Source organism: Paenibacillus pectinilyticus (assembly GCF_001700435.1).
GTDB lineage: Bacteria > Bacillota > Bacilli > Paenibacillales > NBRC-103111 > Paenibacillus_E > Paenibacillus_E pectinilyticus.
In genome coordinates this window covers 247,896-265,247 of sequence record NZ_LYPC01000002.1, presented here as the reverse complement: position 1 = coordinate 265,247, position 17,352 = coordinate 247,896, and the positions used below count along the sequence as shown (strand labels likewise).

At 46.4% G+C, this 17,352-nt stretch carries 17 protein-coding genes; 15 read left to right on the top strand and 2 right to left on the bottom strand.

All coding sequences use genetic code 11. The features are described from left to right. The first annotated feature begins 44 nt into the window (after positions 1-44). The 9 genes from grpE to A8709_RS01435 all read left to right on the top strand — a co-directional run bounded on the left by grpE (position 45) and on the right by A8709_RS01435 (position 8,982). Positions 45-614 (top strand): nucleotide exchange factor GrpE, encoded by a 570-nt coding sequence (gene grpE / locus A8709_RS01470; protein ID WP_244163065.1) that lies wholly within the window; start codon positions 45-47, stop codon positions 612-614. A gap of 70 nt (positions 615-684) precedes the next feature. After that, entirely contained in the window at positions 685-2,523 is a 1,839-nt protein-coding gene (gene dnaK, locus A8709_RS01465) for a molecular chaperone DnaK (RefSeq protein ID WP_065850428.1), read from the top strand. A gap of 139 nt (positions 2,524-2,662) precedes the next feature. Then, entirely contained in the window at positions 2,663-3,775 is a 1,113-nt protein-coding gene (dnaJ, locus tag A8709_RS01460; protein WP_208607620.1) for a molecular chaperone DnaJ, read from the top strand. 196 nt (positions 3,776-3,971) lie between these two features. After that, positions 3,972-5,702: an alkaline phosphatase gene (locus tag A8709_RS01455; RefSeq protein ID WP_065850427.1), complete on the top strand. Its 1,731-nt coding sequence runs from the start codon at positions 3,972-3,974 to the stop codon at positions 5,700-5,702. Between the two features lie 82 nt (positions 5,703-5,784). Next, on the top strand, positions 5,785-6,462 hold the full coding sequence (locus A8709_RS01450; RefSeq protein WP_065850426.1) for an ABC transporter ATP-binding protein: 678 nt from the start codon (positions 5,785-5,787) through the stop codon (positions 6,460-6,462). Further along, positions 6,459-7,673: an ABC transporter permease gene (locus tag A8709_RS01445; RefSeq protein ID WP_065850425.1), complete on the top strand. Its 1,215-nt coding sequence runs from the start codon at positions 6,459-6,461 to the stop codon at positions 7,671-7,673. Before A8709_RS01450 ends, A8709_RS01445 begins: the two co-directional genes overlap by 4 nt. Positions 7,674-7,685: 12 nt before the next feature. Further along, positions 7,686-8,471, top strand: a complete 786-nt coding sequence (locus tag A8709_RS01440) for a hypothetical protein (RefSeq protein ID WP_244163064.1) — start codon at positions 7,686-7,688, stop codon at positions 8,469-8,471. Between the two features lie 71 nt (positions 8,472-8,542). After that, the gene (locus A8709_RS33450) at positions 8,543-8,707 is read left to right on the top strand and encodes a YfhD family protein (RefSeq protein ID WP_279615836.1); all 165 of its coding nucleotides are present in this window, start codon (positions 8,543-8,545) and stop codon (positions 8,705-8,707) included. Continuing rightward, a complete protein-coding gene (locus tag A8709_RS01435) occupies positions 8,707-8,982 on the top strand; it encodes a hypothetical protein (protein ID WP_065850423.1) in 276 nt (91 codons plus the stop codon). The genes A8709_RS33450 and A8709_RS01435 overlap by 1 nt, the downstream gene beginning before the upstream one ends. A gap of 70 nt (positions 8,983-9,052) precedes the next feature. On the opposite strand, the gene A8709_RS01430 is transcribed toward A8709_RS01435, so the two are convergent. Further along, the gene (locus A8709_RS01430; RefSeq protein WP_065850422.1) at positions 9,053-9,859 is read right to left on the bottom strand and encodes a glycerophosphodiester phosphodiesterase; all 807 of its coding nucleotides are present in this window, start codon (positions 9,857-9,859) and stop codon (positions 9,053-9,055) included. Between the two features lie 208 nt (positions 9,860-10,067). Here A8709_RS01430 and prmA point away from each other — a divergent pair, with 208 nt between their 5' ends. The 5 genes from prmA (at position 10,068) to deoC (ending at position 14,765) form a co-directional block, all read left to right on the top strand. Next, positions 10,068-11,042, top strand: a complete 975-nt coding sequence (prmA, locus tag A8709_RS01425) for a 50S ribosomal protein L11 methyltransferase (RefSeq protein ID WP_065850421.1) — start codon at positions 10,068-10,070, stop codon at positions 11,040-11,042. Positions 11,043-11,052: 10 nt separating this feature from the next. Continuing rightward, entirely contained in the window at positions 11,053-11,724 is a 672-nt protein-coding gene (locus tag A8709_RS01420; protein ID WP_065850420.1) for a site-2 protease family protein, read from the top strand. A gap of 107 nt (positions 11,725-11,831) precedes the next feature. Next, a complete protein-coding gene (locus tag A8709_RS01415; RefSeq protein ID WP_065850419.1) occupies positions 11,832-12,599 on the top strand; it encodes a 16S rRNA (uracil(1498)-N(3))-methyltransferase in 768 nt (255 codons plus the stop codon). Between the two features lie 5 nt (positions 12,600-12,604). Continuing rightward, on the top strand, positions 12,605-13,945 hold the full coding sequence (gene mtaB / locus A8709_RS01410; protein ID WP_065850418.1) for a tRNA (N(6)-L-threonylcarbamoyladenosine(37)-C(2))-methylthiotransferase MtaB: 1,341 nt from the start codon (positions 12,605-12,607) through the stop codon (positions 13,943-13,945). A gap of 139 nt (positions 13,946-14,084) precedes the next feature. Beyond that, positions 14,085-14,765 (top strand): deoxyribose-phosphate aldolase, encoded by a 681-nt coding sequence (deoC, locus tag A8709_RS01405; RefSeq protein WP_065850417.1) that lies wholly within the window; start codon positions 14,085-14,087, stop codon positions 14,763-14,765. Here the strand turns inward: deoC and A8709_RS01400 are convergent. Further along, positions 14,728-15,765: a Na/Pi cotransporter family protein gene (locus tag A8709_RS01400; protein WP_065850416.1), complete on the bottom strand. Its 1,038-nt coding sequence runs from the start codon at positions 15,763-15,765 to the stop codon at positions 14,728-14,730. The two genes, deoC and A8709_RS01400, sit on opposite strands and share 38 nt — an antisense overlap. A gap of 120 nt (positions 15,766-15,885) precedes the next feature. On the opposite strand from A8709_RS01400, the gene A8709_RS01395 reads away from it, so the two are divergent. Next, the gene (locus tag A8709_RS01395; RefSeq protein ID WP_065850415.1) at positions 15,886-17,259 is read left to right on the top strand and encodes a class I SAM-dependent rRNA methyltransferase; all 1,374 of its coding nucleotides are present in this window, start codon (positions 15,886-15,888) and stop codon (positions 17,257-17,259) included. Positions 17,260-17,352: the final 93 nt, after the last annotated feature.

The following is a 17,352-nucleotide window of genomic DNA, read 5'->3' as shown; positions in this document are numbered from 1 at the left end:
TACTAGGATTACGTTGTGTATTATGTATAGGAGGTGAAGGACAATTGAGTACTGGAGATAACAAAACAGTCGAGCAAGACATGGACACTACATACGCAGCCAATAACGAGGCAACGACTGAACAAGAAGAAGTTGCCCAAGAAGTGAACGTTTCCGAGGAAGCGAACAGCGAATTGGAACAGGCGCGTGTGCAAGCCGAAGAAAACTATCAGCGTTTATTACGCGTTCAAGCGGACTTCGACAACTTCCGTCGCCGTGCAAGAGCGGAGAAGGAAGATTTCGCGAAATACGCTTCGCTAAAATTGATTGAGCAGCTATTACCGATTGTGGATAACTTTGATCGCGCGCTGTCTTCAAGCAAAGAAACGAAGGATTTTGACGCTTTGGTGAAAGGCTTGGATATGACGTACCGCGGCATCGATCAACTATTGACAGCTGAAGGGCTTAAGCCTATCGAAGCTATTGGTCAGCCATTCAACCCTGAGTTCCATCAAGCTGTTATGCAAGTGGAGTCTGAGGAACATGAAGAAGGTATCGTTGTAGAAGAATTGCAAAAAGGCTACATTCTTAAAGATAAGGTCATCCGACCTGCGATGGTTAAAGTTAGCGTATAAGAGTTAAGGGTTCTTATCTTTCTAAAATAAACTAATGACGTTCCTATGGGACATAAGGAGGCATCTTTACATGAGTAAAGTAATTGGTATTGACTTAGGTACTACAAATTCTTGCGTTGCCGTTATGGAAGGCGGAGAAGCCGTCGTAATTCCAAATCCAGAAGGTAATCGTACAACACCATCCGTTGTAGGTTTCAAAAAAGATGGCGAGCGTGTAGTTGGTGAAACAGCGAAGCGTCAAGCGATCACAAACCCAGACAAAACAATCAGTTCGATTAAGCGTCACATTGGTACAAACCACAAAGAACACATCGATGGCAAAGACTATACGCCACAAGAAATCTCTGCAATCATCCTGCAAAAGCTAAAAGCTGATGCTGAAGCATACCTTGGCCAAACCGTTACACAAGCAGTAATTACCGTTCCTGCTTACTTCAACGACAGCCAACGTCAAGCTACGAAAGATGCTGGTAAAATTGCGGGTCTTGAAGTTCTTCGTATCGTCAATGAGCCAACAGCGGCAGCACTTGCTTATGGTTTGGAAAAAACAGAAGATCAAACGATCCTTGTTTATGACCTTGGTGGCGGTACATTTGACGTATCCATCCTTGAACTAGGCGATGGCTTCTTCGAAGTTAAAGCAACAAGCGGCGACAACAAATTGGGCGGCGATGACTTTGACCAAGTGATCATCGATTACCTTGTAGCTGAATTTAAAAAAGAGCAAGGCATTGACCTTTCCAAAGATAAAGCGGCAGTTCAACGTTTGAAAGATGCAGCAGAAAAAGCGAAAAAAGAACTTTCCGGTGTTCTAACAACGACAGTTTCCCTTCCGTTCATCACAGTAGCAGACGGCGTTCCACAGCATTTGGAGTTGAACTTGACGCGTGCGAAGTTCGAAGAGCTTTCCGCGGCGCTTGTTGAAAGAACACTAGGACCAACTCGTCAAGCACTTCAAGATTCCGGTTTGTCCACAAGCCAAATCGATAAAGTAGTTCTTGTTGGTGGATCCACTCGTATTCCTGCGGTTGTTGAAGCGATCAAAAAATTGATCGGTAAAGAACCACACAAAGGTGTTAACCCGGATGAAGTTGTTGCTCTTGGCGCAGCTGTTCAAGCTGGTGTTTTGACAGGTGAAGTGAAAGACGTTGTTCTTCTTGATGTAACACCACTTTCCTTGGGTATCGAAACAGCAGGCGGCGTATTCACGAAAATGATCGACCGCAACACAACGATTCCTACAACGAAATCACAAGTGTACTCCACTTATGCAGATAACCAAACTAGCGTTGAGATTCACGTTCTTCAAGGTGAGCGCTCCATGGCTAGCGGCAACAAAACACTTGGCCGTTTCATGCTAGGTGACATTCCTCCAGCTCCACGTGGCGTTCCACAAATCGAAGTTAGCTTCGATATCGATGCGAACGGTATCGTTAACGTGTCTGCCTTGGATAAAGGAACAGGCAAAAGCCAAAAAATCACGATCACTTCTTCCAGTGGCTTGAGTGATGCAGAAGTTGAACAAATGGTGAAAGATGCGGAAGCACATGCGGAAGAAGACCGCGCGCGTAAAGAGCTTGTAGAAGCTCGCAACGAAGCGGATCAATTGGTATACTCCGTTGACAAAACGATCAAAGATCTTGGTGATAAAGTAGACCAAGGCGAGATCGATAAAGCGAATGCTGCAAAAGAGAAAGTAACTGCGGCTCTAGCAGGTAACGATCTTGAAACCATCAAAAAAGCGACAGAAGAATTGACTGAAGTGATTCAACAGCTTTCTGTTAAATTATATGAGCAAGCTTCTGCGGATCAAGGTCCTGACGCTAATGGTGGCGCGGGTGAAGCTCCAAAAGGAAGAGAAAATGTTGTTGACGCTGACTACGAAGTGGTTGACGAACCTAAAAAATAAACATATTCTAACTAAATAGAAGTTTAAAGTAGGTTTTTAAACACTGTTGGTTATCAATTAACGTATGAGTCAAAGCCAAGGGAGATTTCTCCGTGGCTTTGACTTTCCGTTTGTAGTCTTGAACATGGGAGTGGAACAAGTGAGTAAACGTGATTATTACGAGGTGTTAGGTCTCGGTAAAGATGCTTCACAGGATGAGATCAAGAAAGCTTACCGCAAAATGGCACGTCAATATCACCCTGACGTAAACAAAGCGGCAGACGCTGAAGATAAGTTCAAAGAAGCAAAGGATGCTTATGATGTGCTGAGCGATGATCAGAAGAAAGCACAGTATGATCAGTTTGGACACGTAGATCCGAATCAAGGAATGGGCGGCCAAGACTTCAGCGGCGGCTTCGGGGATATCTTTGATATGTTCTTTGGCGGCGGCGGTGGCAATCGTCGTAATCCGAACGCGCCGCAGCGCGGTAATGATTTGCAGTACACGATGACCGTGGAGTTCAAAGAAGCTATTTTTGGTAAAGAAATGGATATTCACATTCCGCGTACTGAAAATTGTGATACGTGTCACGGCTCAGGTGCGAAGCCAGGAACGAAACCAGAAACGTGCGGCGGCTGTCACGGCAGCGGTCAACAAGAAGTGGTACAGAATACAGCCTTCGGCCGTATTGTGAACCGTCGTGTATGTACGTCCTGTAATGGTTCCGGTAAAATCATCAAAGAGAAATGCGGAACTTGCAGCGGCGCTGGTAAAGTGAAGAAGCAACGCACGATTCACATCAAGATTCCAGCTGGTGTAGATGATGGTGCTCAACTTCGCGTTTCGGGTGAAGGTGAAGGCGGAACACGTGGAGGTCCATCCGGAGATTTATACGTCGTGATACGCGTGAAGTCTCATGAATTCTTCCAACGTGAAGGCAATGATGTCTACTGTGAAGTGCCGCTAACATTCATGCAAGCAGCGCTTGGCGATGAAATCGAAATTCCAACGCTGACAGAGAAAGTTAAGCTCAAAATTCCAGCAGGCACGCAAACCGATACGTACTTCCGACTCAAAGGCAAGGGCGTTCCGCATCTTCGCGGCTTCGGTCAAGGGGATCAACACGTGAAAGTGATCGTGATGACACCAACGAACTTGTCCGAAGATCAGAAGGATTTGCTTCGTCAATTCGGTAAGCAAAGCGGCGAGCATACGCATGAGCAAGGACAGTCTATTTTTGAACGTATGAAAAGAGCCTTCTTAGGCGATTGAAAGTAAGAAAGAGCACCTCGTTTAGGTGGATGTTCGGATGATTTCCGGATGCCACCCAGGCGAGGTGTTTTTTTGGTGTTATTACCCAGTTAACAAATCACATATTTTTTACAAATAATTCACATCCATTTGAATTTCCCCAAATCTATGAATCGTATGCTAGGAAGGTGAAATACTATTTTTGGAGGGAAAACATTTGAAAAAAGGGTTAAAGCAAATCATGGGTTCAGGACTGGCAGTTTCCTTATTGGCTCTAAGTCTAGCAGGTACGGTTTCAGCAGCGGATTCAACAACAACGACTCCAGCAGCTCCAGCAACACCTTCCAAAAACTTGATTGTTCTCATTGGCGATGGCATGGGTCCTGCAGAAGTAACAGCAGCGCGCTATTACGCAAAGAAATTTCTGAATAAAGATCATCTGGAGTTGGATGGCGGATATTATGTAGGGAAAGCGACTACATACTCCCAACCTAGCCCTTATACAACAGAATCAGGAGCTGTAACGGATTCAGCTGCTGCAGGTACGGCTTTTTCAACGGGTAATAAAACGTATAACAACGCGATTAGCGTATCCAACGGAGACGTAGCAAAGCCATATGCATCCGTTATTGAAGCCGCAATGAAGCAAGGCAAAGCAACAGGTCTTGTCACGACAGACAACATCACAGGGGCTACACCAGCAGTATGGGCGTCTCATGTTCGTCAGCGCAGCAACCAAAACGCGATTGCATCGCAATATTTGAATAGCGGTGTGAATGTATTCTTCGGCGGTGGTAAAATCAACTTCACGACGAAAGAAGACAATGGCAAACGTACAGACAAAAATATTATTCCTGACTTCCAAGCAAAAGGCTACCAAACCGCGTTTGATAAAAAAGGGCTAGATGCGATTCCAGCGACTGCTGAAAAAGCGCTTGGACTGTTTGCGGATGCAGAGATTCCTTACGTACTAGACCGTACAGATTCGATTCCTAGCTTGCCGCAATTATCCCAAAAAGCACTTGATATTTTATCCCAAAATAAAAATGGTTTCGTCTTGATGGTTGAGCAAGGCCGTATTGACCACGCGGGTCACGCGAATGATCTTCCTGCGAACATTCAAGAAATGCTAGAGTTGGATGCGACGTTCAAAACGTTAGTTGATTTTGCTAAAAAAGATGGAAACACATCTGTTGTCGTAACAGCTGACCATGAGACAGGCGGTTTGTCCTTGGGTCGTGATAATGTCTACGAATTGAATGTTGATTTATTCAACAAAGAAAAACACTCCTATGAGTACCTGGATGGTATTTTGAAAAAAGCACAAACAGCTGACGATGTTCGTAAAATCGTTGCTGACAACATTGGCTTCACGGATTTGACGAATGAAGAAATTCAATTGATTTTAGCTGGTGACGGTTCCTCCTATGGACGTGCTGGTGGTTACAACAACGTCGTGTCGAAGCGACTTGCTATTGGTTGGACGGGACATGGTCATACAGGCGTTGATGTTGGTGTTTGGGCTTACGGTCCAATTGCTGCATTAGTAAAAGGCGATGTAGATAACACGGATATTGCTAAAAATGGTGCGAAAGTGATCGGCGCTGATTTGGCTGCAGCAACGAAAGAGCTTCAAGATAAATACATCTACCCACTTTTCAAAGTAACGCGTGATAACAAAACGTTATTTACAGCAAGATCTTTGGCTGAATCCTTAGGCATTCAAGTAGCATGGGATGAAGCAAGTCGTACTGTTACATTCACAAAAGACAGCCAAAAGCTATCCGTACTGGTTTCCACTGGTGCAATTACAGTGAATGGCACAGCAAGTACATGGGTTGGCAATGTGGATAACGGTAAGTTGTACTTGCCGCTTGAGGCTTTCAACCAATTGCTTGGTAAAAGCTTTACATGGGATTCCTTCAATGAGCGCATTGTGAAAAATTAATCGTAGGAGCAGACGGACATGGGGAGCTCCTTCCCTGTGTCCTCTTTTCTTTTGGAGTTGAAATGAAACGAGAGGTGCTCATATGATCAGACTGCAGGGAATAGCGAAATCCTTCCGACTGCACGGTCAAACATTACCGATTCTCCAAGTAGCAGAGTGGCAGATTCTCAAGGGGGAATGCCTTGCACTCATGGGGCCGAGCGGCTGCGGGAAAAGTACATTATTACATCTCCTGAGCGGAATTATTACGGCTGATCAAGGCGAAGTGTGGGTCGATGGTCAACCCGTTCATCTGTTCAACGAAAGTAAACGAGATCGTTTTCGAGCAGATTACATCGGCTATATTTTTCAAGATTTTCATCTGATTTCATCGCTAACGGTGAAGCAGAATGTGGAATTAATTTTGCCGCGCACCTGGACGAAAAAGGAAAGGGCAGAGAAGCTCGGATACTGGCTTGAGCGTGTGGGCTTAGCGGATCGTGGAAACCATCTGCCTTCACAGCTCTCTCGAGGTCAGCAACAGCGGGCTGCCATTGTGCGCGCATTGATCACGAAGCCGCCGCTTCTATTAGCAGATGAGCCAACAGGCAGCTTAGATTGGGAGACGGCCAGCGAGATGATGTCGCTATTGCTTGAAATTTGTAAAGATGAGCAGTTAACGCTTTTGACAGTTACGCATGATCGGCATATCGCAGATATGTTCCCCCGACGTGTCCACATGCAAGACCTGAATGATCTGCATAGGGGTGTATCCGTATGAAAGTGATTTCCTTGCTCTGGAGACAGATTTGGCATCGCAAAACGCTATCGTTATTAACCATATGTTCCGTGGCGATCACGGCTGCTCTTGTCGTATTTCTCATGCTTTGCAGTCAAGGGGTTGAGCAAGGTGCAGAGAAAGGTTATGGCCCCTTCGAAGTGACGATTGGAGCTAAGGGCAGCGCGTCACAGCTTGCTTTGAATACCTATTATCATATCGGTGCGCCGACAGGAAATATTCATTACACCGTATTAGAGGATGTTCGCAAAAATGACCTTGTTGATGCCGCCTTCGCGATGACGACCGGAGATAACTATAATGGATTCCCCATTATTGGGATGGAACCAGGTTATTTCTTAACGCGCTATGGCGCTGCCAAACAAATGGCGCATGGCACGCTTTACGGTAAGCTGGGAGAGACCATCGTCGGTTCCTATGTGGCAAGCTCGCTTGGACTTCATGTGGGAGATACATTTGTTGGTGCTCACGGACTGATCAAAGGCCTAGATGAAGATGCAGATGGCGAGGATGGCGCGGAAGAAGAGCACCACCATACCTTCACGTATACGGTAGTAGGTATCTTACCGCCGCTAATGACGTCTGACGATAGGGCTGTCTTCACGACATTGGATTATGCATGGGCGGTCCACGAAAGTCAGCAGAGCGGAACAAAGGATATTACCGCCATACTTGTAAAACCGAAGTCTCTTGTAGGGGCGCAGTCGATCAAAACAACCTTCGCCGGGTACAACAATGTGCAGGCTGTGTATACGAGTAAAGCGGTGGCCGATGTCGTCAATGTGGTTGATAAAGGAACACAGGCAGTGAAATTCGTTACTGTGATATGCGTTGTGCTCGCTGCGGGATCGATTCTGCTATCGTTGGTAGCCGCCGTACATGAGCGTAAAAAAGATGTCGCGCTGCTTCGACTTATCGGGAAATCCAAGCAGTTCATTTGGATGTCGTTGATGGGTGAAGGTGTTATTTTAACACTGGTTGGCTTAATTGCCGGGTTATTAATTGGACATATTGGCGGCTATCTAAGCCGGGAAGCGGTTTTCGCCTATACGGGGCTGCAGATGCAAGCAGGAACTTTCTTGCCAGGAGAATCTTTGCTCATTGCAATCACGCTGCTAATCGCTGTGTTGGCGTCAATCGGTCCAGCCATTCAAGCTTACAGAGTTGACCCGTTACAACTATTTCGGTCTTGAGGTGAGTGGATGATGTTTAATAAAAGCAAGATCGCCTGGATTAGTCTTTTAGCTATCATGGTTGTTGTTTCAGGCTGTGGTCAAAAGAAAGCAGAGATGCCAGGACAATCCTTCGGAAGTATAGTAAGTCCTGTAGAAACAGCCGCTACACCGGCTCCGACTGGGAGCTCTAGCCCTGTCTCCTCCAAGGAGACACCGTCTGCTGTGTCGAGCTCAAAACCTGTCGTGCAGGGAGTCACAGCCTCTCCTTCGATCACATCTACGGTCACACCGATGCCTTCTCCTCAGGCCGATGCTGATAAAAGCACGTCTGTGCCTGCGGTAGCATCACCTAAGCCTGTCGTCGACGCTTCTCCTGCAGCACAGGTGAAGCCTGAATCTAGGCAGGCAGAGCCTGCTGCTGTAGTCGCGGCCAAACCAAAACCAACGTTATCCAATGAAATCACTTGGAATGAGTTTTTCGATACGGAGAAGCAGGATACGCCATCGAATAAATTCTGGGATATGAATGGGAAAACGGTTCAAATTAAAGGATTTATGGGCGAAGTTCTGTCATTCGACAAGCATTGGTTTCTTCTAATCCCTAAGCCGGGGGCGGAATGTCCCTTCGATAATGGGGATGAGACATACTGGAACAAAATCATGATTGTGTATGTCCCAGATTCCATTAAGCTGCGTTACACGTCAGGACCGCTTCTCATTACAGGAAAACTTGATGTGGGCATTAAGCTGGATGAATCGGGTTACAAAACGATGTTTCGTCTTTACGATGCTTCTTTTGAACGGATGAAGGAATAATTGTTCTTCGGACATTTGGGTTTTTGCATAAATGAGCCGTCAATTGGCAAACTATAAACTGGTTTTTAATTGTGGTTTATAGGAGGCATGGGTATATGAATCAAGAGCAAAATAAAAGCAATCTGCCAGTTGCGAAGCAGGAAGATGTTGAGTTTTCAGCTGAAGTGGCAGATCGAGATGATTTTGAAGCTGCGGAACGCGCGCAAGCGGCGGATGACAGACAGGAAGACCAATAATGGCGGAGAGAGGGATTCTTGCCTATTTCCATTCCCCGGAACAAGCAGAGGGAGTCGCTTCCAAACTTAAAGCGCTGAGAGCTGTTGATGTGCAGGTGGATCGTTTTCAAAATGATGTGGGCAGTGGGTTAGACGCTGCAATGGCCGATAGTATGGTCAGCCGAGAGGATGAACTCCATGCTGTTGGGCTTGATATTATCTTAGCTGCGGTGATTGATGATCAGTGCTATGATCAAGCGGTTCGTGTCATTGAAACTGCAGGCGGCACGATGTAAATAAAAAGCACCTATGCCTTGGATCTCGCCTGAAACGAGATGGAAGGATAGGTGCTTTTTCATGCAACGGTTAATCTGTGTTCATTATTTTGATAAGCTTATCTGGATAATTCGTAATGATACTCGAAACGTTAAGTGCAAGCATTCTCTTCATCGTTCTAGTGTCATTCACTGTCCAGACATAAACTTCTTTATGGTGATTCTGGGCTTGTTTAACGAATGCTTCATCTACAAGCGGATAAGCCGCAGAAATGACATCGTAATCAGAGCTGCGCATCAGGTCATCGATATGATCGGTTTTTTGGCTAACGATTAAGCCTGTTTTAATCGATGAATTGAGTGTTTTTACCTCATGTAACAGATTAGCATCAAAGGAAGTTACGGTACATTCCTTCACAAAATCATGGGCTTGAATCAAATCTACGGTTCGTTTAGCGAGTTGAACACCGTGACCATTATTTTTTAACTCGATATTCAGCTTGATACGTCCTTTGGCGAGCTCGATAACTTCACGTAGTTCAGGGACTTTTACATCTTTGAAATCGCCCTTCATCCAACTTCCAGCACTTGCTTGTTTCAGCTCAGACGAGCTGATTTCCCACATGTTTTTGTTAATGCCTGTCGTTCTATATACATTATCGTCATGCATAACCATCACGACGCCATCGGATGTTTCTTGGACATCTAATTCTGCGTAACCAGCATGATCCAGGATTGCTTGCTGAAATGAACGCAGTGTATTCTCGGGTGTTGATCCTGAGCTTCCGCGATGAGCCGTAACCTGGCTGTAGTTGCTCGCGAGCATCGTATGGGTAATTTGAGGGGCAGTAAATGCCACCGCTAGGAGGACTGGGAGGATCATAAGTGTTTTGCGCATAAGAAGTCTCCGTTCATACGATAGTTAATAATGATTACTTCTTCAATGTAGCACGTAAGTGTTAGAACAGTGTTAAGAAAAATAAAAAGCGCTTACATTTTTCTCTTCATTTTACCCCAGAAGCGAAGTGTAGTACAATGTTCTTTGTGAAAATAGCCTATATAGGTGAAGGTTTGTATAGGAATAACCGACAGGGGGAGCAATACCGATGCTTTGGCAAGAATTGACTGTACATACAACAGAAGAAGCAATAGAAATGATTACTAACTTTGTTCATGAATTGGGCGCCGGAGGTGTTTCTATCGAGGAATCCGGAACCTTAAATAAAGAAAGAGATACTTCATTTGGTCAACTGTACGAAACGCCGTTCAACGATATCCCAGAGGGAAGAGCCGTTATCAAAGGTTACTTTTATCATGGCACAGATATGGAGCCCGTACTCGCTAATTTGAAAGCATCCGTCGAACAACTAACGGAATTTGATATCGACACAGGGAATCCGACGTTCGAAGTCGTTGAGGTTGACGATGAGGACTGGGCCCATGCTTGGAAAACGTATTTTAAACCGATTCGCGTGTCCGATCGTTTGACGATTAAGCCAACATGGGAAGAGTATACGGCATCCGAGGGTGAAATCATACTGGAATTAGACCCAGGGATGGCATTCGGAACGGGGACACATGCAACGACATCGCTTTGTTTAAAAACGTTGGAGAAAGTAATGCAGCCTGGAGACGACGTTATTGACGTAGGAACAGGTTCAGGCATTCTATCCATTGCAGCAGCCAAGCTTGGCGCGAAGCATGTCTTAGCGGTTGATCTTGATCCAGTTGCAGTAACGAGCGCACTCGATAATACGAAGCAGAATCATCTTGAAGAACAAATTACAGTGAAACTTAGTGATTTGCTAGGCGTATTAAAAGAAAGCGAATCCCAAGGTGACGCGGGACTAGGCGTTACGATTCCGGTACAACTTGTCGTAGCGAATATTTTGGCTGAAGTCATTGTTATGTTTGTTGATGACGTGTATGAGGTGTTGCAGCAGGGCGGTTATTACATAACTTCAGGCATTATAACGAACAAAGAAGCGGATGTAGAAAAAGCGCTGATTGCAGCTAAATTCACGATCGTAGAGAAAAACTATGATTCGAATTGGGTTGCCATCGTAGCTAGAAAGCTGTAGGTGTTAGCTCATGGGAGGTTTATTATATTACGATTGGAACACGTTGCCGTTTGTGCTATTAGTGCTCGTGCTTTCATTTACCATTCATGAATGGGCGCATGCTTATAGTGCCTATAAATTAGGAGATTCTACGGCGTATCAGTTTGGCCGTGTTTCTCTTAACCCGATGGTCCATTTGGACCTTTTCGGGACGATCATGCTCTTGATTGCGGGTTTTGGTTGGGCGAAACCGGTACCTGTGAACCGTGGAAACTTTAAGCGCCCCAGGTTATATGGGATTATTGTGACAGCGGCAGGACCCATTAGTAATTTGATTTTGGCCTTTATTTCCCTCTTTATTTTTGCATTGTTCCAGAAATATGGCTGGTTAGACGGAATGTCTAAAGGAAGCGCTGATGCGATTGTCCTTTTCTTAAAACTGATGTTGAATATTAATATCACATTATTTATGTTCAACCTTATTCCAATTCCGCCTCTTGATGGATATCGTATTATCCAAGATTTAGTGGATCTTAGATACTCAGCCTCCTTGCAAAAGTTTGAACAGTGGGCATCTGTTGTATTCCTTTTAGTTGTTTTTGTAGGTCCGCTGCGTCGTGTAACGTTGGATCCTTATCTAAGCTTGGGGAATGACATACTTAATCAGTTTGCCATCGTAATTACAAAGATATTGAACATGTAATCCATCTCCAAACAGTTCCATATGGATTTTCGGGACTAAACAAGGTATGATGGTGTGTGGATATTTAATGTAGATGTTGATAAGATCGAAGATAGAGAGGCTTGACTATGCAACGTTATTTTCTTCCGAATGAGCAGTTCCATGCCGATACAGCAACCGTTACGATTGAAGGAGACGACGCTCACCATCTGGGGCGGGTCATGCGAGCAGAAGTTGGCGATAAGGTCATCTGCAGCAATGGTGTGGACCGAGAGGTACTCGTACGTATTTCTTTGTTGGACAAAGGCGTGGTCACCGCTGAAATTGTCGAGGAATTGACGATGGACGCAGAAGCATCTGTTGGCGTGTGGATTGCCCAAAGCTTGCCCAAAGGCGACAAGATGGAACTTATTATTCAGAAAGGGACCGAGATCGGGGCAGCCCGGTTTCTTCCTTTTTTATCGGAACGAACCATTGTACAATATGATGCGAAGAAAGAAGCCAAGCGCACAGAGCGCTGGCAGAAAATTGCCAAGGAAGCGGCAGAACAAGCCCATCGGAATCGTGTGCCGCAGATTGAATCTGTGTACACGTGGAAGCAGTTGCTGCAACGGGCGAAGGAAGCGGATGTCGCTTGGATTTGTTATGAGAAAGAAGACGGTCAACAGTTGAAGCCTGCCATTCAAGCGGCAGTAGCAGCAGGCCAGCTAGGACCTGGTAAACAAGTAGTGATAGCAGTTGGCCCCGAAGGTGGATTCACAGAACAAGAAATTAAGCAGGCTGAAGAAGCGGGCTTTCGTTCAGTTTCACTGGGGAGTCGCATTTTACGCACGGAGACAGCCGCGATGGTAGGTCTTACGTGTCTATTCTATGAAACCGGTGAAATGGGAGGATAAGCAAGATGGCAACGGTAGCGTTTCATACATTGGGATGTAAAGTAAATTTTTATGATACAGAAGCGATTTGGCAGCTTTTTAAAAATGAGGGCTATGATCAAGTCGATTTCGAAAATACGGCAGACGTATATGTCATTAACACATGTACGGTTACGAATACAGGGGATAAAAAGAGTCGTCAAATGATTCGTCGAGCGATTCGCCGTAATCCGGAAGCGATTGTCGCTGTAACAGGCTGTTATGCGCAAACGTCACCTGCCGAAATTATGGCTATTCCTGGTGTGGACATGGTAATTGGGACGCAGGACCGTGAGAAGATTATTCCACTCGTAAAACAATTTGAGACAGATCGTCAACCGATTAATGCCGTAAGAAACATCATGAAAACACGTCAGTTCGAGGAACTGGATGTGCCGGATTTTGCAGATCGTACGCGTGCTTTTTTGAAAATTCAAGAAGGCTGCAACAACTTCTGTACCTTCTGTATTATTCCATGGTCCCGTGGGCTCATGCGCAGCCGTGAACCGCAAAGCGTGATCGCGCAAGCGGAACAGCTTGTAGCTGCAGGCTATCAGGAAATCGTCCTTACAGGTATTCATACAGGTGGATATGGTGAAGATATTGAAGATTACAGCTTGGCGAAGCTGCTCAAGGATTTGGATAAAGTCCAAGGGTTGAAACGTATTCGTATTTCGTCGATTGAGGCGAGCCAAATTACGGACGAAGTCATTGACGTATTGAAGTCTTCGGACAAAATGTGCCGTCATCTGCACATCCCGTTACAAGCGGGTGATGATCAAGTGCTTGCACGGATGCGCCGCAAATATACGACAGCTGAGTTTGCACGTAAAATTGAACGCCTTCACGAAATTATGCCGGATGTTGCGATCACAACTGACGTCATCGTTGGTTTCCCTGGTGAAACCGAAGAGATGTTCCGTGATGGCTTGAAATTCATGGAGCAAATGAAATTCTCTGAAATGCACGTATTCCCTTATTCCAAACGGACGGGTACGCCTGCTGCGCGGATGGAGGATCAAGTGGATGAGGAAATTAAAAACGCACGCGTGCACGAGTTAATCGATCTATCAGAGAGAATGCAGCTAGCTTACGCTCAGAAGTTCGTTGGGCAAGTGTTGGAAGTGATTCCAGAACGTACGTACAAAGGCGCTCCGGATAGTGGATTATATAGCGGGTATTCCGATAACTATGTACAGTTAGTATTTGAAGGTTCGGAAGATATGATTGGTCAAGTGTGCCGTGTGAAAGTTACAGAAGCTGGTGTGAATGAAAGTAAGGGACAACTCGTACGTGTGCTTGAAACGGCTAACGTTGTGAATTTGTAACAGATTTCCTGTGAGAAAACCTACCTCTACTTGCAGTCACACATTCGTGAATGGCTGTCGTAGAGGTTTTCTCGATGTGTGGGCTTGAAGTCGCAAACGTAAATTAACCATTAAAATGATTAGATGAGGTGCTTTCTAGATGACATTGAATACGAAAGAGATTGCAAGTTATATTGACCATACATTATTAAAAGCAGATGCGAGCTCTGAGGCTATTCTTACATTGTGCAAAGAAGCTGCTGAACATCAGTTTTTCAGCGTTTGTGTGAACTCCCAGTTTGTTGCAACGGCTGCCAAAGCGTTGGAGGGAACAGGGGTTAAGGTTGCTGCTGTTGTTGGATTCCCGCTTGGCGCTAGCTTGAGTGAAGTGAAAGCCTTCGAAGCAGCCAAAGCCGTAGAAAATGGTGCAGCTGAGATTGATACGGTATTGCCAATTGGTTTGCTTATGGAAGGTCAATTCGATGCAGTACGTTCTGATATTAAGCAAGTCGTAGATGCTGTTAAAGGTAAAGCAATTGTTAAAGTAATCATGGAAACGGGCTTCCTGAATGATGAGCAAAAAGCAACAGCTTGTCGACTTTCGGAAGAAGCAGGCGCTCATTTCGTGAAAACATCCACAGGTTTTGGTCCTGATGGAGCTACTGTGGAAGATGTTCGTTTGATGCGCCAAAACGTATCCAGCACAATTGGCGTAAAAGCTTCTGGCGGCGTTAGAGATGTGGCGACGGCTATTGCCATGATCGAAGCTGGTGCGACAAGATTAGGTACGAGTTCAGGCGTAGCTATTGTGAACGGAACTCAAGGCGTTTCCACATATTAAGATAACAAAGGGGCAATGCGATTAAAGACCCTACGATATTGAATATGGTTTGTGAGCGGGCGATTTGCGATGAGGCATCAGTAGCTAACAAAGCAGATAGACTAACGAGCTGATGGATAAAAGGGTAAAAAAGGACCGCGCCTCCAACGTTTAGGAGCACGTGTGACCAGGCGACATATCGCCCAGCGCGCGAGGAACTCATGCCGGCGATCAGCGCGGTAGCACAGGTGCCGACGTTGGCACCGATCGTGATCGCGATCCCGAGTTCGACGGGGATGCCTCCGCCGGCAGCGAGGCCCATCGCCATGGCAATGACGGCTGCGCTGCTGTGCACGAGCGCTGTCACCGCTGCGCCTGCGAGGATGCCCCAGAGCAGGCTGGTTTGGGCCTGGTGCACGAACCAGGCGAAGAGCCCGCGGGACTGCAGCGCAGGCCCGATGGTTTGCATGATCTCGATGCCGAGCAGCACGAGAGAGAAGCCGGCGACCGCAAGCGATCCGTAGCGGACGCTGCGAAGCCAAGGGCGACCGCCGAGTTGTACGGCGGTCTGAGGGAGTGCCGCGGACAATGACTGAGCCGCGGCATTCGTGCGGGGTCCGCTGGGCTGTGGCAGCGGACCCGCGAGCCAGCTCGCCAGCCAGACGCAGGCGCTGGCGATGAGGATCGGCACACCGATGCCGCCTAAGCTGAGCCCGATGAGCTCAGTGGTGAGGCACGTGCCGATGTTCGTTCCGAGAATCACGCCAAGTGTTCTCGGGAAGGACAGGACGCCAGCGCCGACAAGGCCGATGGCGATGACTGTGATTGCGGTGCTGCTCTGCAGCGCCGCTGTGAGTACGGTGCCGGTGATGAGGCCGCGCACCGGTGTCCGGGTGAATCGCTCCAGCCATAGCTGGAGGCGAGGGCCTGCCCAGGTTTGAAGCGAGTTTTCCATCAGCTTCATACCAAGTAGGAATAAGGCTAAGCCTGCGATAACAGGCAGGATAATAGCATGAATCATGAGCGGGTTCCCCTTTTCGTGATGTACGACTTTTTCAACCAATATATGTGACCGTACAGACAAGCATGACAAGCCAGATGGTATAGGTGAACGGTTTCACGCAAAGGACGGCAAAAACAGATGGCAGCAGTATTTCTATATAAGAAACGTAAACCGCGCTTAGAGCAAGGACACCCATGGGTATACAAGAGTGAAATCGAACGAGAAGACGCAGATATTGTGCCTGGGCAATTGGTAGATGTTCAAAATCATCTCGGCAAGTACCTAGCTACGGGCTATTACAATGAAGCTTCCCAATTAACGGTACGAATTGTATCGTACAGTCCACTTGAAGCCATGACGACAGCTTTTTTCATAGAGCGATTTACCCGTGCTTTCCAGCACCGTCAGCGTTTTGTGAAGGGAGCTCAATCCTACCGGTTGGTCTATGGAGAAGCAGATTTCTTGCCCGGTCTCATTGTTGATAAATTTGAAGATACACTGGTTGTGCAAGTTTTAACCCTAGGAATGGATCGCTGTAGAGACAGTATTGTCGAAGCTTTAGTGCAAGTCATGAAGCCAGCGGGAATTTATGAGCGCAGTGATGTTCCCATTCGTGAGCTTGAGGGTCTGAAGCAGACGAAAGGTTTACTATACGGCGATTGCTCCAAGCATGTGGATATTTTGGAAAATGGTCTCCGGATTCGCGTTGATATTGAAGAGGGTCAGAAGACGGGTTATTTCTTCGATCAGCGTGAGAACCGTGCAGCGATTGCTCCACTTATGACAGGCTGGGGTCATCGTAGTGGGATTCAGTTGGCTGAAGTTGAAGAGAACGGCGAAATGCAAATGCTTCCAGTGAACGCTAATGGTAAAGTGGTTACCTATCCGCTATGGGATGGTGCGTCTGTACTTGAATGCTTTTCTCATACGGGGAGCTTTACGCTAAATGCTTGTCAATTTGGTGCCAAAAAAGTAACCTGTCTCGATATTTCTGAGCATGCAATCGAAAGTGCACGTACGAACGTTGCACTGAACGGATTTGAGGACCGCGTTGAGTTTGTGGTCGCGGATGCCTTCGAGTACTTGCGTACGCAAGTTAAAGGGTTAGATGAGCGCAAGCTTCGTGCTGCAGCAGGGGCTGCGGGGCAAGCTAAGGTAGATACCTCCAAGCCAGTCGGAACAAGTGGACGTACTTGGGATGTAGTCATTCTAGATCCGCCAGCTTTTGCAAAGACGAAAAGTGCTGTTGAAGGGGCTTGTCGCGGTTATAAAGACATTAACTTACACGGGATGAAACTTGTAAACGAAGGCGGCTATCTCGTTACGGCCAGCTGTTCCTATCACATGCATCCTGAGTTATTCTTGGAGACAATCCATGCTGCGGCGACGGATGCAGGTAAGTTGCTGCGTTTAATCGAGTTCCGTGGCGCCGGCATGGACCACCCGCGTATCCTTGGTGTGGATGAAGGTCATTATTTGAAATTTGCCATCTTTGAAGTGCGCAGTAAATAAAGGTTTGATATACCGACAGGCAGTCGAGGGTTGACTTGCCTGTTTTTTGTTGCTGGAAATTCAATTTTTCTGGTGTTTATTGTCAAATATGCT

Coding starts and splice junctions, on each gene's coding strand:
- A8709_RS01400 (WP_065850416.1), bottom strand. CDS start 15,765: ATGATTCATGCTATTATCCTGCCTGTTATCGCAGGCTTAGCCTTATTC.
- A8709_RS01435 (WP_065850423.1), top strand. CDS start 8,707: ATGGCGGAGAGAGGGATTCTTGCCTATTTCCATTCCCCGGAACAAGCA.
- A8709_RS01420 (WP_065850420.1), top strand. CDS start 11,053: ATGGGAGGTTTATTATATTACGATTGGAACACGTTGCCGTTTGTGCTA.
- A8709_RS01450 (WP_065850426.1), top strand. CDS start 5,785: ATGATCAGACTGCAGGGAATAGCGAAATCCTTCCGACTGCACGGTCAA.
- A8709_RS01395 (WP_065850415.1), top strand. CDS start 15,886: ATGGCAGCAGTATTTCTATATAAGAAACGTAAACCGCGCTTAGAGCAA.
- A8709_RS01440 (WP_244163064.1), top strand. CDS start 7,686: ATGTTTAATAAAAGCAAGATCGCCTGGATTAGTCTTTTAGCTATCATG.
- A8709_RS01430 (WP_065850422.1), bottom strand. CDS start 9,859: ATGCGCAAAACACTTATGATCCTCCCAGTCCTCCTAGCGGTGGCATTT.
- deoC (WP_065850417.1), top strand. CDS start 14,085: ATGACATTGAATACGAAAGAGATTGCAAGTTATATTGACCATACATTA.
- A8709_RS01445 (WP_065850425.1), top strand. CDS start 6,459: ATGAAAGTGATTTCCTTGCTCTGGAGACAGATTTGGCATCGCAAAACG.
- prmA (WP_065850421.1), top strand. CDS start 10,068: ATGCTTTGGCAAGAATTGACTGTACATACAACAGAAGAAGCAATAGAA.
- dnaK (WP_065850428.1), top strand. CDS start 685: ATGAGTAAAGTAATTGGTATTGACTTAGGTACTACAAATTCTTGCGTT.
- A8709_RS01415 (WP_065850419.1), top strand. CDS start 11,832: ATGCAACGTTATTTTCTTCCGAATGAGCAGTTCCATGCCGATACAGCA.
- mtaB (WP_065850418.1), top strand. CDS start 12,605: ATGGCAACGGTAGCGTTTCATACATTGGGATGTAAAGTAAATTTTTAT.